The organism is Variovorax sp. FG153, assembly GCF_057809595.1.
Window position 1 is genome coordinate 85340 of record NZ_JBMDKG010000003.1, and the last position, 14521, is coordinate 99860.

A 14521-nucleotide genomic window follows, 5' to 3' on the forward strand; every position below is an offset into this window, starting at 1 on the left:
GGTCGCACGCGTACACTGATTCGCGTGCCAGTCCTCCAGTTACACACGCCAGCAGCCCGCACCCAGCGGTCGTTCGATGCTACTGAAAAGGTAGCAATTCGACCAACCCGCAGGCAAGCCCTGGGCCTGCTCGGCGCCACATTGGCGGCGCCTTCGGTGGTGCTCGCGCGCGTGCGGCCGCTGCGCATCGGCGTCATCGGCCCCTGGTCGGGCGCCTACATCGGTGGCGGCCGGCAGTTCGACGCCGGCATGGCGATCTGGCTCGGCGCGCACAACCAGCAGATCGCGGGCCGCCCGGTCGAACTGCTGCGGCGCGACGTGCCCGTGAGCGCGCCCGACATGGCGCGCCGGCTCGCGCTCGACCTGGTGGAGAACGAGCGCGTCGACCTGCTGACCGGCCTGCACTTCAGCTCCAACGCCTATGCCGTGGCGGCCGTCGCCACGCAGGCCAAGGTGCCCACGGTGATCATGAACGCGGCCTCCTCGGGCATCACCGCGCGCTCGCCCTACACGGTGCGCGTGTCCTTCACCATCGCGCAGGTCACGCTGCCGCTGGCGCGCTGGGCGCTCAAGGAGGGGCTGCGCGAGGTCTGCACCGTGACGGCCGACTACGCCTCGGGCGTCGATGCCGAGACCGCCTTCGTCTCGGGCATCACGGCCGGCGGCGGCAACGTCGGCGCGATGCTGCGCGTGCCGCTGGCCACGCAGGACTACACGGCCTACATGCTGCGGCTGCGCGAGCTCAAGCCGCAGGCGGTGTTCTTCTTCCTGCCCTCGGGCCAGATGCCGGCCGGCTTCCTGCGCGCCTGGCGCGACCGCGGCATGGCCGACACCGGCATCCGGCTGCTGTCGACCGGCGACGCCACCGACGACCACTACCTGCAGAACATCGGCGAGCTGGCCGAAGGGCTGGTCACCAGCCACCATTATTCGTACGCGCACGAGTCGCCCGAGAACCGCCGCTTCGTCGCGGCCTTCGAGACCGAGTACGGCTCGCACCTGCGGCCCGGCTATTTCGCGGTGGCCGCGCACGATGCCTTCGCGGCGCTCGACCTCGCGATGGCCTCGCCGCTGATGCGCGGCGGCGGCAGCCCCGAGAAACTGATCGACGCCTTCCGCGGCCTCAAGCTCGAGAGCCCGCGCGGCCCGATCGAGATCGACGCCTACACGCGCGACATCGTGCAGACGGTCTATATCCGCCGCACCGAGCGCCGCGACGGGCGCTGGATCAACCGGGAGTTCGAGCGCTTCGAGAAGGTGCGCGATCCGGCGCTGTGAGGCTGCCCGGGCCGATCAGGCCGCCGGCTGCTCGATCGCCCGCGGCCGCCCGCTGTCGTCGATCGCCACGTAGGTGAAGGTGGCCTGCGTCACCTTGATGTACTCGCCCTGCGCCCGGAAGCGCTCGGCGAAGACCTCCACGGTCACGGTGATCGAGGTGCGGCCGATGCGCACCAGCTTCGAATAGAAGGACAGGATGTCGCCGATGCGCACCGGCTGCTTGAAGATGAACTCGTTGACCGCCACCGTGGCCTGGCGCCCCTTGGCGTAGCGCGCCGGGATCACCGAGCCGGCCAGGTCGCACTGGGCCATGACCCAGCCGCCGAAGATGTCGCCGTTGGCATTGCAGTCCGCCGGCATCGGGATCACCTTGAGCACCAGCTCCATGTCGGTGGGCAGGCTCTTCAGGGTGGCGGCGGCGTCGGCACTGGGGGAATCGGACATGGGCAACAATCAGGGCAGAAAAACGACCACGATTGTCCCTCATGCGCCGCGCCGGCGAAGCCGTTTCCACCCCCACCTCCTCCCCACCGCACGCCGGCGGCCATGCGCCCGCGCGCGCCGACCGCTCCGACTGGGCCACGCTGCGGCGCCTCTTTCCCTACCTGTGGGACTACAAGTGGCGCGTGCTGTTCGCGCTGGGCTTCATGGTGGCGGCCAAGGTGGCCAACGTCGGCGTGCCGCTGCTGCTGAAGAACCTGGTCGACGCCATGACGCCCAAGCCCGACATGGCGCAGGCGCTGCTCGTGGTGCCGATCGCGCTGCTGGTGGCCTACGGGCTGCTGCGCTTCAGCACCTCGCTCTTCAACGAGCTGCGCGAGCTGATCTTCGCCAAGGCCACCGAGGGCGCGGCGCGCCGCATCGCGCTCGAGGTGTTCGGCCACCTGCATTCGCTGAGCCTGCGCTTCCACCTCGAGCGCCAGACCGGCGGCATGACGCGCGACATCGAGCGCGGCACGCGCGGCGTGCATTCGCTGATCTCGATGTCGCTCTACAGCATCGTGCCGACCATCATCGAGCTGGTGCTGGTGCTCGCCATCCTCGGCGTGAAATTCGATGCGCTGTTCGTCTGGATCACGCTGGCGGCGCTGGTGCTCTACATCGGCTTCACGGTCACCGTGACCGAGTGGCGCACCCAGTTCCGCAAGACCATGAACGAGCTCGACTCGCTGGCGCAGAGCCGCGCGGTCGATTCGCTCCTGAACTACGAGACCGTCAAGTACTTCAACAACGAGGCCTTCGAGGCGAAGCGCTACGACGCCAGCCTCGACCGCTACCGCAAGGCCGCGATCACCAGCCAGCGCACGCTGAGCATGCTCAACGCGGGCCAGCAGGCGCTGATCGCGATCAGCCTGGTGCTGATGCTGTGGCGCGCCACCTCGGGCGTGGTCGACGGCCGCATGACCCTGGGCGACCTGGTGATGGTCAACGCCTTCATGATCCAGCTCTACATCCCGCTCAACTTCCTGGGCGTGATCTACCGCGAGATCAAGCAGAGCCTGACCGACCTCGACAAGATGTTCGTGCTGATGGAGAAGGAGCGCGAGGTGCGCGACGCGCCCGGCGCGCAGCCGCTGGCCGGTGCCGACGCCACGGTGCGCTTCGAGGACGTGAGCTTCGCCTACGAGGCCGCGCGGCCGATCCTCAAGCACGTGAGCTTCGAGATCCCCGCGGGCAAGACGGTGGCGGTGGTGGGCCCCTCGGGCTCGGGCAAGTCCACGCTGGCGCGGCTGCTCTACCGCTTCTACGACGTGCAGCAGGGCCGCATCACCATCGGCGGCGAGGACATCCGCGCGGTGCAGCAGTCCAGCGTGCGCCGCGCGATCGGCATCGTGCCGCAGGACACGGTGCTGTTCAACGACACGATCGAATACAACATCGCCTACGGTCGCCCGGGCGCCACGCGCGCGGAGGTCGAGGAGGCGGCCCGCGCGGCGCGCATCCACGACTTCATCGCCGCCACGCCGCAGGGCTATGCCACCACGGTGGGCGAGCGAGGCCTGAAGCTGTCGGGCGGCGAGAAGCAGCGCGTGGCGATCGCGCGCACGCTGCTGAAGAACCCGCCGATCGTGATCTTCGACGAGGCCACCTCGGCGCTCGACTCGGCCAACGAGCGCGCGATCCAGGCCGAGCTCAAGAGCGCGGCGCAGGACAAGACCACGCTGGTGATCGCGCACCGCCTCTCGACCGTGGTCGACGCGCACGAGATCCTGGTGCTCGAGGCCGGCGTGATCGTCGAGCGCGGCACCCATGGCGAGCTGCTCGCGAAGCAGGGCCGCTATGCGCAGATGTGGGCTTTGCAGAAGAGCGAGGCGGCGCCCTTGCTCTAGCCCGATCATTGCTTTCCGTTTTTTTCGACGATTCCAGGAGTTCAGACGTGTCGACCAAGATTCCCCTGCTGGTGCTCAACAGCCTCTCGAGCGCCCACCAGGCCCAGATTGCCGAGGTCTACGACATGACCTATGCCTTCGGCGACGAAGCCCGCGCGGCCGCGATCGCCGCGCGCGGCCATGAATTCCGCGCCGTGCTGACGATCGGCGTGATCGGCATCACGCCGGCCGAGATCGAGGCCATGCCCAAGGTCGAGCTGATCTGCTGCCTGGGCGCGGGCTTCGAGGGCGTGCCGCTCGAGGTGACCCGCGCGCGCGGCATCGTCACCGCCAACGGCGCCGGCACCAACGACGACTGCGTGGCCGACCATGCCTTCGGCCTGCTGATCGCCATCGTGCGCGGCTTTCGCACCCTCGACCGCCAGTGCCGCGAAGGCGTGTGGCGCGAGGCGATCCCGCAGCCGCCGAACGTGTCGGGCAAGAAGCTCGGCATTCTCGGCCTGGGCACCATCGGCCAGAAGATCGCCAAGCGCGCGGCGGGCTTCGACATGGAGATCGGCTATCACAATCGTTCGCCGCGCGAGGGCTCGCCGCACCGCTACTTCGGCGACCTGAAGTCGCTGGCCGCCTGGGCCGACGTGCTGATGCTGGCCGCGCCCGGCGGCGCCGCCACGCGCCACCTGGTGAATGCCGAGGTGCTCGACGCGATCGGCCCCCGGGGCTACCTCGTGAACATCGGCCGCGGCAGCGTGGTCGACACCGAGGCGCTGGCCGCGGCGCTGCGCGAGAACCGCATCGCGGGCGCGGCGCTCGACGTCTACGAGAGCGAGCCGAAGCCGCCGCAACAGCTGATCGGCCTCGACAACGTGCTGCTGACGCCGCACCTGGCGGGCTGGTCGCCCGAGGCGACGCAGAAGTCGGTGGACCATTTCATCGCGAATGCCGAGGGGCACTTCGCGGGACGTGGGGTTCTCACGCCGGTCTGAGCGAACTCAGCCCAGCACGGGTGGCTTGCGGTCGCCCCACCCGCAGGCCTCGTCGTACGCATGCCCGAGCCGCAGCACCTCGAGGTCCGCATGGATCGGCCCCGCGAGCTGCAGCCCCATCGGCAGGCCCGCCTCGCCGAAGCCCGCGCGCACGTTGAGCGTGGGCAGTCCCGCCAGCGTGAACGGCGTGACGATCTCCATCCAGCGGTGGTAGGTGTCGCTCGGCACGCCGGCCACCTGCGCGGGCCAGTGCAGCTCGGCGTCGAAGGGGAAGACCTGCGCGGTCGGCGCCAGCACGAAGTCGAAGCGCTCGAACAGCGCGAGGAAGGCGCGGTAGACGTTCGAGCGCCACACCGAGGCCTGGAACAGCGAGGCGGCATCGAGGTGCCGGCTCTGTTCGATCTCCCAGCGCGCCTCGGGCTTGAGCTGCTCGACCAGCGCGGGCGTGTTCATGTAGGCACCGAGCTTGCCGCCCACCAGCAGCTGGCGCAGGCGCAGCCAGGCGCTCCAGTTGTGGGCGCGCGGCACGTCGAGGGTGCAGGGCTCGACCTCGCAGCCCAGCGCGCGGAAGGTGGCGAGCGCGCTCTCGCCGAGCGCGAGCACGCCGGGCTCGAGCGGCAGGTCGCTCCAGATGCTGCCGAGCCAGCCGATGCGCAGGCCGCGCACCTCGCCCTCGATCCGCAAGTCGTCGGGCGCGGGCAGGGCGTGCGGCGAGGACAGCGGCACGCGGCCGTCGAAGCCGGCCTGCACCGAGAGCAGCCGCGCGGTGTCCTCCACCGTGCGCGCCATCGGGCCTTCGCAACCGAGCTGCTGGAAGAACAGCTCCTCGTCGGGGTCGCCGGGCACGCGCCCGCGCGAGGGCCGCATGCCGATCACGTTGTTGAAGGCGGCCGGGTTGCGCAGCGAACCCATCATGTCGCTGCCGTCGGCCACCGGCAGCATGCCGAGCGCCAGGGCCACGGCCGCGCCACCGCTGCTGCCACCCGCGCTGCGCTCGGGCGCGTAGGCGTTGCGCGTGGTGCCGAACACCGTGTTGTAGGTGTGGGAGCCGAGGCCGAACTCGGGCGTGTTGGTCTTGCCGATGACGACCGCGCCGGCCGCGCGCATGCGCGCCACGTGCAGGCTGTCGGTGCGCGCGGGCGTGCGCGGCGGCAAGGGCGAGCCCTTCGAGGTCGGCAGGCCGGCCGCGTGGCTCAGGTCCTTCACCGCGAGCGGGAAGCCGTGCATCCAGCCGCGGCGCTCGCCGCGCGCCAGCTCGGCGTCGCGCTGGTCGGCCTCGGCCAGCAGCGCGCCGGGGTCCCGCAGCGAGACGATGGCGTTGAAGCGCGGGTTCAGGGCGTCGATGCGCGCCAGCGTGGCTCGCATGAGCTCGCGGCACGAGAGGCCGCGATCGGCGATGCGGCGGGAAAGCTCGGTGGCGCTGAGGTCGAGGAAGTCGTCGGTGGGCATGGCGTGGAGGGAGGGAAGGGCGAGCCGCCAGTATGTGGCAGCCGGGCGCGGGTTGTCCCCGAGCACCGCCGGCCGCGGCTTCGCGCGCGGCGGCAGATAATCGCCCGCCATGGAAACCAAGTGGCTCGAAGACTTCATCAGCCTGGCCGAAACGCGCAGCTTCAGCCGCTCCGCCCAGTTGCGGCACGTGACCCAGCCGGCGTTCTCGCGCCGCATCCAGGCGCTGGAGGGCTGGGCCGGCACCGACCTCGTCGACCGCAGCTCCTATCCCACGCGGCTCACGCCCGCGGGCCAGACGCTCTACAGCCAGGCCATCGAGATGCTGCAGGCGCTGCAGAGCACGCGCGCCATGCTGCGCGGCCATTCGGCCGCCGGGCAGGACGTGATCGAGTTCGCCGTGCCGCACACGCTGGCCTTCACCTTCTTCCCCTCGTGGGTCACCAGCCTGCGCGAGCACTTCGGCCCGATCAAGAGCCGGCTGATCGCGCTCAACGTGCACGACGCCGTGCTGCGGCTGGTCGAGGGCAGCTGCGACCTGCTGATCGCCTACCACCATCCCTCGCAACCGCTGCAGCTCGACGCCAACAAGTACGAGATGGTGAGCCTGGGCGAGGAGACCGTGGCGCCCTGGGTCAAGGCCGACGCCGAGGGCGCGCCGCGCTACCGGCTGCCGGGCCGCGCCGGCCAGCCGCTGCCCTACCTGGGCTATGCGCCGGGCGCCTACCTGGGACGCGTGGTCGACCAGCTGCTCAAGGAATCGGGCACCGCGATCCACCTCGACCGGGTCTACGAGACCGACATGGCCGAGGGCCTGAAGGTGATGGCGCTCGAAGGCCACGGCATCGCCTTCCTGCCCCAGAGCGCGGTGCGCAAGGAGGTGCGCATGCGCAAGCTGGTGAGTGCGCTGCCGCCCGAGATCGACCGGCTCGAGGCCACGATGGAGATCCGTGCCTACCGCGAGCGCCCGCAGGCGCCGCTGCAGCCGCGCACGGGCGGCCGGGCCGCCGCCAAGTCCGCCGGGCTCGAGTCGCTGCAGCCCAAGAGCTCGGCCGACGCGCTGTGGTCGTACCTCGTCGGGACCCAGCCGCCGCGCTGATTCCGGGAACCCGTAGGGGGAGCGCCGCTGGTCGGGCCGGGCGTTTGGGTATAGCCTTTGGCAATGGGTTTGTGCACTGCACAATCTATAAAAGTCAGGCATAAGTGTTCCCGTAAACAGCATTGGCGTCCGTGCCATGACGCCCCTACAGTCCGGGCAGTTTTTCGGCCGCGGGTCGAACGACCGCAAATCCATGGCACGCGTTCTCGCGTGCTTTTTTTCAGCCGAGAGGTGGGATATGGGCTCCAACTTCAGAACCGAACACGACTTCCTCGGCGAGAAGCAGATTCCCGTTGCCGCCTACTGGGGCGTGCACACGGCCCGGGCGGTCGAGAACTTCGCGATCTCCGGCACCCGCGTGTCGGCCATGCCCGACCTGGTGCGCGCGCTGGCCTTCGTGAAGAAGGCCGCCACGCGCGCCAATGCCGACCTCGGCGCGATCGACCGCGACCGCGCGGCCGCGATCATCCTGGCCTGCGACGACCTGATCGAGGGCAAGCTGCTCGACGAGTTCGTGGTCGACGTGATCCAGGGCGGCGCCGGCACCTCGACCAACATGAACGCCAACGAGGTCATCTGCAACCTCGCGCTCGAGAAGCTGGGCCACGAGAAGGCACGCTACGACGTGCTGCACCCCAACGACCACGTCAACGCCTCGCAGAGCACCAACGACGTCTACCCGACGGCCGTGCGGCTGGCGCTGTGGTTCGCGATCGGCAAGCTGCTCGAGGCCATGGCGGCGCTGCGCCGCAGCTTCGAGGCCAAGGCGCTCGAGTTCAAGGACGTGCTGAAGATCGGCCGCACCCAGCTGCAGGACGCGGTGCCGATGACCCTGGGCCAGGAGTTCCTGACCTACGCCATCATGATCGGCGAGGACGAGGCCCGCCTGGGCGAGGCGCGCGCGCTGATCGAGGAGATCAACCTCGGCGCCACCGCCATCGGCACCGGCATCAACGCGCCGCACGGCTACGCCAACCTGGCCTGCCAGTACCTGGCCGAGCAGACCGGCGTGCCGCTCAAGCAGGCCGCCAACCTGATCGAGGCCACGCAGGACACCGGCGCCTTCGTGCAGCTGTCGGGCGTGCTCAAGCGCGTGGCCACCAAGCTCAGCAAGACCTGCAACGACCTGCGCCTGCTCTCGAGCGGCCCGCAGGCCGGTTTCGGCGAGATCCGGCTGCCCGCGCGGCAGGCCGGCTCGTCGATCATGCCGGGCAAGGTCAACCCGGTGATCCCGGAGGTGATGAACCAGGTGGCCTTCGAGGTGATCGGCAACGACATCACCGTGACCCTGGCGTCCGAAGCCGGCCAGCTGCAGCTCAACGCCTTCGAGCCGATCATGGGCTGGAGCCTGTTCAAGAGCATCAAGCACCTGGGCAACGCCTGCAGGACGCTGCAGCTGAACTGCGTCGACGGCATCGAGGCCAACCGCGAGTTCCTGGCGAAGCGGGTGCGCGAGTCGGTCACGCTGGTCACCGCGCTCAATCCGCTGATCGGCTACGAGAAGGCCGCGCTGATCGCCAAGACCGCGCTGGCCACGGGCGGGCCGATCGACCTGGTCGCCGAGTCGCTGGGCATCATGACGCGCGCCGAGATGGATGCGCTGCTGGTGCCCGAGAACCTGACCCAGCCCGTGCGCCTGTCCGTGCCGGTGCCGCCGGCCGCGGAACCGTCGGGCACAAAGGCTGCTTTGTGAAAGCCCGACAATGCCGAATCCCGTGTCCGCACCAGTGCAGCGCCTTATGCGCCCGCCCGGTGCGTGGCTCGGGGAAAATGCACCGGGTTGGTCCGGGTATTCCCCCGAGACATCATGTCTAGAATTTCGTTGTATCTCTCATTTCCGTCACCCTCAGGAGTTTTCCGTATGAAAAAGCAAGTACTGGCATTGGCAATCGCGGCGCTCGCCGCCGGCGGCGCGATGGCGCAGGCCAATGACACGCTGGCCAAGATCAAGGCATCGGGCGTCATCACCGAAGGTGTGCGCGAATCCTCGGGTCTGTCGTACACGCTGGGCAACGGCCAGTACACCGGCTTCCACTACGACGTCTGCGCCAACATCATCAAGGACCTCGAGAAGGCCGCCGGCAAGAAGCTCGAAGTCAAGTACCAGCCCGTGACCTCGCAGAACCGCATCCCGCTGGTGCAGAACGGCACCGTCGACATCGAGTGCGGCTCCACCACCAACAACGCCACCCGCCAGAAGGACGTGGCCTTCGGCGTGACCACCTACGTCGAGGAAACCAAGATCGTCGTGAAGGCGAACTCGGGCATCAACTCGCTGGCCGACCTGAAGGACAAGACCGTCGCCACGACCACCGGCACCACGCCGCTGCAGACCGTGCGCAAGCAGAAGCGCGCCGAGAACCTGACCTTCAAGGAGGTCTACGGCAAGGACCACTCCGACAGCTTCCTGCTGCTCGAGACCGGCCGTGCCGACGCCTTCGTGATGGACGGCTCGATCCTGGCCGCGCTGGCCGCCAAGTCGAAGTCGCCGAAGGACTACAAGATCCTGCCGGACGTGCTGGCCGTCGAGCCCATCGCCATCATGATCCGCAAGGACGACCCCGCCTTCAAGAAGGCCGTGGACGACAGCATCAAGGCCCAGGCCAAGTCGGGCGAGCTCGCCAAGCTCTACGACAAGTGGTTCCTGAAGCCGATCCCCCCGGCGAACGTCACCATCAACCTGCCGCTGGGCGAAGCCACCAAGAACGCGTGGGCCAACCCGAACGACAAGCCTGCTGAAGAGTACGTCACCAAGGAATAAGCGTCGCGTCGCTGCGTGAATGACGCCCACCTTTCGCGGTGGGCGTTTCTTTTCAGGGACTGATTTTCGGAAGAAGGCGAAGGAGTAAGAAAATGGGCAACTGGGATTGGCAGGTCTTCCTGCAGGACCCCGGGGGGGAATATCCGACCTACCTGCAATGGATGCTGTCGGCCTGGGGCTGGACGGTGTCCGTGGCACTGTTGGCGTTGATCGTCGCGTTGGTGTTGGGCTCGCTGGTCGGCATCGTCCGCACCTTGCCCGACAACCCGTGGCTGGTGCGCCTGGGCAATGCCTGGGTCGAGCTGTTTCGCAACATTCCGCTGCTGGTGCAGATCTTCCTCTGGTACCACGTCATCCCGGCGCTGATTCCGGTCATGAAGGGCGTGCCCAGCTTCATCCTGGTGGTGCTGGCGCTGGGCTTCTTCACCTCGGCGCGTATCGCCGAGCAGGTGCGCTCCGGCATCCAGGCGCTGCCCAAGGGCCAGCGCTACGCGGGCATGGCGGTGGGCTTCACCACGACGCAGTACTACCGCTACGTGATCCTGCCCATGGCCTACCGCATCATCATCCCGCCGCTCACGAGCGAGACGATGAACATCTTCAAGAACTCGTCCGTCGCGTTCGCCGTGTCCGTCACCGAGCTCACCATGTTCGCCATGCAGGCGCAGGAAGAAACCTCGCGCGGCATCGAGGTCTACCTCGCGGTGACGGCGTGCTACGTGGTGTCGGCCCTGGCCATCAACCGGCTCATGGCCTTCATCGAGAAGAAGACCCGCGTGCCGGGCTTCATCGTCTCGGCCAGCGGCGGCGGAGGACACTGACATGATGAATCTCGACCTGTCCTTCTACAACTGGGACGTCATCAGCAACTTCGTCATCAAGGGCTTCTACTTCAGCATCATGCTGACGGTGGTGGCCACGATCGGCGGCGTGATCTTCGGCACGATCCTCGCGCTCATGCGCCTGTCGGGCAAGAAGTGGCTCGATGCGCCCGCGGCGCTCTACGTCAACGGCATGCGCAGCATCCCGCTGGTGATGGTGATCCTGTGGTTCTTCCTGCTGGTGCCGGCCTCGTTCTATTCGCTGTTCGGCTCGGTGGGTTCCAACTACCGCTCCGAGATCTCGGCCGTGATCACCTTCGTCGCGTTCGAGGCCGCCTACTTCAGCGAGATCATGCGCGCGGGCATCCAGTCGATCCCGCGCGGCCAGGTGAACGCGGGCCAGGCGGTGGGCATGACCTACGGCCAGAACATGCGCCTCGTGGTGCTGCCGCAGGCCTTCCGCAACATGCTGCCGGTGCTGCTCACGCAGACCATCATCCTGTTCCAGGACACCTCGCTGGTCTACGCCATCGGCGCCTACGACATGCTCAAGGGCTTCGAGACCGCGGGCAAGAACTTCGGCCGCCCGATCGAGGCCTACCTGCTCGCCGCGGTCGTGTACTTCGTGATGTGCTATGCGCTGTCGTACCTGGTGAAGCGCCTGCACAAGAAAATCGCCATCATCCGCTGACAGAGCACTGAACCGGAGAGAAAGAAATGTCCGAAAAAATGATCGAAATCAAGAACGTCTCCAAGTGGTACGGCCCCGTGCAGGTGCTCAACGACTGCTCGGTCAGCATCGCCAAGGGCGACGTGGTCGTGGTCTGCGGTCCCTCGGGCTCGGGCAAGTCCACGCTCATCAAGACCGTGAACGCGCTCGAACCCTTCCAGAAGGGCGAGATCACCGTCAACGGCATCCCGCTGCACGACCCCAAGACCAACCTGCCGAAGCTGCGCTCCAAGGTCGGCATGGTGTTCCAGCACTTCGAGCTGTTCCCGCACCTGTCGGTGACCGAGAACCTCACGATCGCGCAGATCAAGGTGCTGGGCCGCACGCCCGACGAGGCCAAGACCCGCGGCCTCAAGATGCTCGACCGCGTGGGCCTGATGGCGCACAAGGACAAGTTCCCGGGCCAGCTGTCGGGCGGCCAGCAGCAGCGCGTGGCGATCGCCCGCGCGCTGAGCATGGACCCGATCGTGATGCTGTTCGACGAACCCACCTCGGCGCTCGACCCCGAGATGGTCGGCGAAGTGCTCGACGTGATGGTGAGCCTGGCCAAGGAAGGCATGACCATGATGGTGGTCACGCACGAAATGGGCTTCGCCCGCAAGGTCGCGAGCCGCGTGATCTTCATCGACGTCGGCGGCCGCATCCTCGAGGACTGCACGAAGGACGAGTTCTTCGGCCAGCCCGAGAACCGCCAGCCGCGCACCAAGGACTTCCTCAACAAGATCCTGCAGCACTGAACGCTGCGCCTTGCGGCGAACGACGAGGGCCATGCCGGCGACGGCGTGGCCCTTTTTTCATGGCGCCGGGGACTTCGGCAATGCCTCGTCGAAGAAGGCCGGAACCTCCCGCCCCAGGCGCGCCAGCAGCGCCTGCCGGTCGAAACCCGGCGGATCGGCGGCGATGTCGCCATCGGGCGTCTGGATGGGCATGGACGGCGTGTCCATGAACGCGAAGTGCCAGGCATTCGGGATGCGCCGCAGCTCGGCCGTCGGCATGTTGCGCGCGATCCATTCGGCATGGAAGCGCGGCACCAGGAAGCGGTCCTGCTCGGCTTCGTAGATCCGCGTGGGCACGCGCACCCGGGCCAGCGACGCGGCCGTGAAGGGCACGCCGGCCGGGGCCATGGCCACGACGGCGCGCACGCGCGGGTCGCGCAGCGAAGGCAGCAGCGATGCGGACGGGGCGGTGGGGGCGGCGGGCGTCGCGGCCGTCCCGTCATCGCGGCCCACGCCGCAGAAGATCGGATCGGCGGCGCGCTCGCTCGCGCAATGCGCGGCGATGCGCGACAGGTCGGCCTGCGCGCCCGCGAGCGCGAGCACCGTGTAGCCGCCGGCCGAGTGGCCCACGGCGCCGATGCGCGGGCCCTGGTCGTCGCGCGCGATCCGGTCCTTCCACTGCGGGTCCTGCAGCAGGGCGTCGATCACGTGCGAAGCCTGCCGCGGCCGTTCGCCGAAGTAGGCGGCCCCGCCCTGCTTCAGCAGCGAGCCGTCCTGCCAGTTGTCGCCCGGATGGCGCAGTGCCGCCACCAGGTAGCCCGCGCGCGCGAGCGCCTCGGCCAGGCTGTTGTGTCCCAGCTCGGTGCCGGCGAGGCCGTGGCTCAGCAGGATCAAGCCCTTGAACTTCTCGTCGGGCGGTGCCTGGATCGCGGCGCGCACGGTGAACGGCCCCATGGCCGTCGTGCGGGGCGCGGCCTGCGTCGGGTAGTAGAGCGCGACCACGGTCGGCGCGGCATCGGGCGTGGCGCCCGGAATGCGGAGCTGCCGCCAGCCGGCCTCGGCGGCCAGCAACTGGCAGGACAGCAACAGGCCCGAGGCGAGCAGCAGGGCGTGGCGAGAGAAGAGGGCAGTGGCGCGCATCGAGGTCTCCATGGCGGGGTCGGTGGAGCGCGCATGGTTGCCGCGGGACGGCGCGGCGGCCAGGCGAATGCGATGAAGTGCGCGAAAGACGGCGCCAAGCGACGGGAGCGGTCGCGGTCTTCGCGTCGCGGGTTTCGTGCGACCATCTTCCGCTGTCGTATTGGCACGGAGGTGAAAAGAATGGGCTTCCATCCATCCAGGTATTGCGCGGCGGCGGTTTGCACGGCGCTCGCGCTGATGACGCTGATGCCGGCGCAAGCCGCCGAGGACTGGACCGAGATCGCGTCCACCGCGCGCAAGAAGGTGCTGCTGCAGCGCGAGTCGATCCGTCCGCACGGCGACGCCGTCGAGGCCTGGACGCTCTATCGCTACGACGAACTGCAGACCGATGTCGGCAAGACCCCGTACCGCACTTCGCGCTACCTCTACGACTACGACTGCAAGGGCGCCCGCGAGAAGATGCGCCGCGTCGTGAGCCACAACGGGCCGCTGGAGGCGCACGACATCGACCTGAGCCGGCGCAGCGAGTGGAAGGCGGTGGGCGGGCCGACGACGGTGAGCGGGATCGTGTTCAAGAACGTGTGTGCCGGAGCACGTTGATCAGTGCCAACCGAGGAAGGACACGCCCGTGGCGTGCGCAATCGCATGAAGATGTACATCCTGGTTCGAGACGACATTCCGTTGGGCTTTGCGATGGTCGCGGTCGCCCATGCCTCGCTGGCCGGCTATCTCAAGTTTCAGGACGAGCCCGAAACGCGGCAATGGCTGGCCGGTCCTTTCTTCAAGGCGGTCTGCAAGGCAAATGCCAAGGAGTTCGAGAATGCGAAACAGGTCGCGGACCATCTGGTCTTGACCGAATCCGCCTTGGAGAACCGGGAGGTGGCGATCGTCTTCAAGCCTCGGGAAGAGTGGCCGAAGATGTTCAAGTTTCTTCGGCTCTACAAAGATGCGCCGCCTGTCGTGCCGGAGTCCTGATGACGCGTCCTACTTGAGCCCTTCGGTATCGAGCGCCTTGCGGACCGCGGGACGCGCCCGCACGCGTCGATACCAGTCCCGCAGGTTGTCCACCCCATCGAAATGGATGTCGGCCCTGTAGACGGACGCGAGCCACGCGGCCTGGCCCCATTGGGTCAGCGCATGGAGGTAGGCGTCGGCGGCCGTGAAGCTATCGCCCATCAGGTAGTCGCGGCCGGCAAGCTGTTCGTCGATGATGG

Annotated in this window: 15 protein-coding genes; 11 read left to right on the forward strand and 4 right to left on the reverse strand. The window is 68.1% G+C overall.

All coding sequences use genetic code 11. The annotated features are described in order from the left end of the window. Positions 1-171: 171 nt before the first annotated feature. Positions 172-1278, forward strand: a complete 1107-nt coding sequence (locus tag ACODT0_RS05630) for an ABC transporter substrate-binding protein (RefSeq protein WP_409976576.1) — start codon at positions 172-174, stop codon at positions 1276-1278. A 15-nt stretch (positions 1279-1293) separates the two neighbouring features. Here ACODT0_RS05630 and ACODT0_RS05635 read toward each other — a convergent pair whose 3' ends face one another. After that, complete coding sequence (locus ACODT0_RS05635) at positions 1294-1722, reverse strand: acyl-CoA thioesterase (protein WP_057590974.1); 429 nt, start codon at positions 1720-1722, stop codon at positions 1294-1296. 41 nt (positions 1723-1763) lie between these two features. Here ACODT0_RS05635 and ACODT0_RS05640 point away from each other — a divergent pair, with 41 nt between their 5' ends. After that, a complete protein-coding gene (locus tag ACODT0_RS05640; RefSeq protein ID WP_057590975.1) occupies positions 1764-3608 on the forward strand; it encodes an ABCB family ABC transporter ATP-binding protein/permease in 1845 nt (614 codons plus the stop codon). A gap of 47 nt (positions 3609-3655) precedes the next feature. Continuing rightward, a complete protein-coding gene (locus tag ACODT0_RS05645) occupies positions 3656-4594 on the forward strand; it encodes a 2-hydroxyacid dehydrogenase (RefSeq protein WP_489040818.1) in 939 nt (312 codons plus the stop codon). A gap of 6 nt (positions 4595-4600) precedes the next feature. Here the strand turns inward: ACODT0_RS05645 and ACODT0_RS05650 are convergent, their stop codons facing one another. Continuing rightward, positions 4601-6043: an amidase gene (locus tag ACODT0_RS05650; protein ID WP_296739387.1), complete on the reverse strand. Its 1443-nt coding sequence runs from the start codon at positions 6041-6043 to the stop codon at positions 4601-4603. A gap of 109 nt (positions 6044-6152) precedes the next feature. Between ACODT0_RS05650 and ACODT0_RS05655 the strand changes: the two genes are divergently transcribed. From ACODT0_RS05655 to ACODT0_RS05680, 6 genes are all read left to right on the forward strand, one after another. Then, positions 6153-7139: a LysR substrate-binding domain-containing protein gene (locus tag ACODT0_RS05655; protein ID WP_057590978.1), complete on the forward strand. Its 987-nt coding sequence runs from the start codon at positions 6153-6155 to the stop codon at positions 7137-7139. Positions 7140-7377: 238 nt separating this feature from the next. After that, positions 7378-8832 (forward strand): aspartate ammonia-lyase, encoded by a 1455-nt coding sequence (locus ACODT0_RS05660; protein ID WP_057590979.1) that lies wholly within the window; start codon positions 7378-7380, stop codon positions 8830-8832. 168 nt (positions 8833-9000) lie between these two features. Further along, positions 9001-9900 carry an amino acid ABC transporter substrate-binding protein gene (locus ACODT0_RS05665; RefSeq protein WP_057590980.1) on the forward strand — a complete coding sequence of 300 codons (900 nt, stop codon included), beginning with the start codon at positions 9001-9003 and terminating at the stop codon, positions 9898-9900. A gap of 92 nt (positions 9901-9992) precedes the next feature. Beyond that, positions 9993-10721, forward strand: a complete 729-nt coding sequence (locus ACODT0_RS05670) for an amino acid ABC transporter permease (protein ID WP_057590981.1) — start codon at positions 9993-9995, stop codon at positions 10719-10721. A gap of 1 nt (position 10722) precedes the next feature. Beyond that, positions 10723-11412 (forward strand): amino acid ABC transporter permease, encoded by a 690-nt coding sequence (locus tag ACODT0_RS05675; RefSeq protein ID WP_057590982.1) that lies wholly within the window; start codon positions 10723-10725, stop codon positions 11410-11412. A 38-nt stretch (positions 11413-11450) separates the two neighbouring features. Next, complete coding sequence (locus ACODT0_RS05680) at positions 11451-12188, forward strand: amino acid ABC transporter ATP-binding protein (RefSeq protein ID WP_057590997.1); 738 nt, start codon at positions 11451-11453, stop codon at positions 12186-12188. A gap of 57 nt (positions 12189-12245) precedes the next feature. Here the strand turns inward: ACODT0_RS05680 and ACODT0_RS05685 are convergent, their stop codons facing one another. After that, the gene (locus ACODT0_RS05685; protein ID WP_489040819.1) at positions 12246-13307 is read right to left on the reverse strand and encodes an alpha/beta hydrolase family protein; all 1062 of its coding nucleotides are present in this window, start codon (positions 13305-13307) and stop codon (positions 12246-12248) included. A 180-nt stretch (positions 13308-13487) separates the two neighbouring features. Here ACODT0_RS05685 and ACODT0_RS05690 point away from each other — a divergent pair, with 180 nt between their 5' ends. After that, a complete protein-coding gene (locus tag ACODT0_RS05690; protein WP_489040820.1) occupies positions 13488-13907 on the forward strand; it encodes a surface-adhesin E family protein in 420 nt (139 codons plus the stop codon). Positions 13908-13952: 45 nt separating this feature from the next. Beyond that, positions 13953-14282, forward strand: coding sequence for a peptidyl-tRNA hydrolase (locus ACODT0_RS05695; protein ID WP_489040821.1), 330 nt, complete (start codon positions 13953-13955; stop codon positions 14280-14282). A gap of 9 nt (positions 14283-14291) precedes the next feature. Here the strand turns inward: ACODT0_RS05695 and ACODT0_RS05700 are convergent, their stop codons facing one another. Next, positions 14292-14519, reverse strand: a complete 228-nt coding sequence (locus tag ACODT0_RS05700) for a glutathione binding-like protein (protein ID WP_365958480.1) — start codon at positions 14517-14519, stop codon at positions 14292-14294. Positions 14520-14521: the final 2 nt, after the last annotated feature.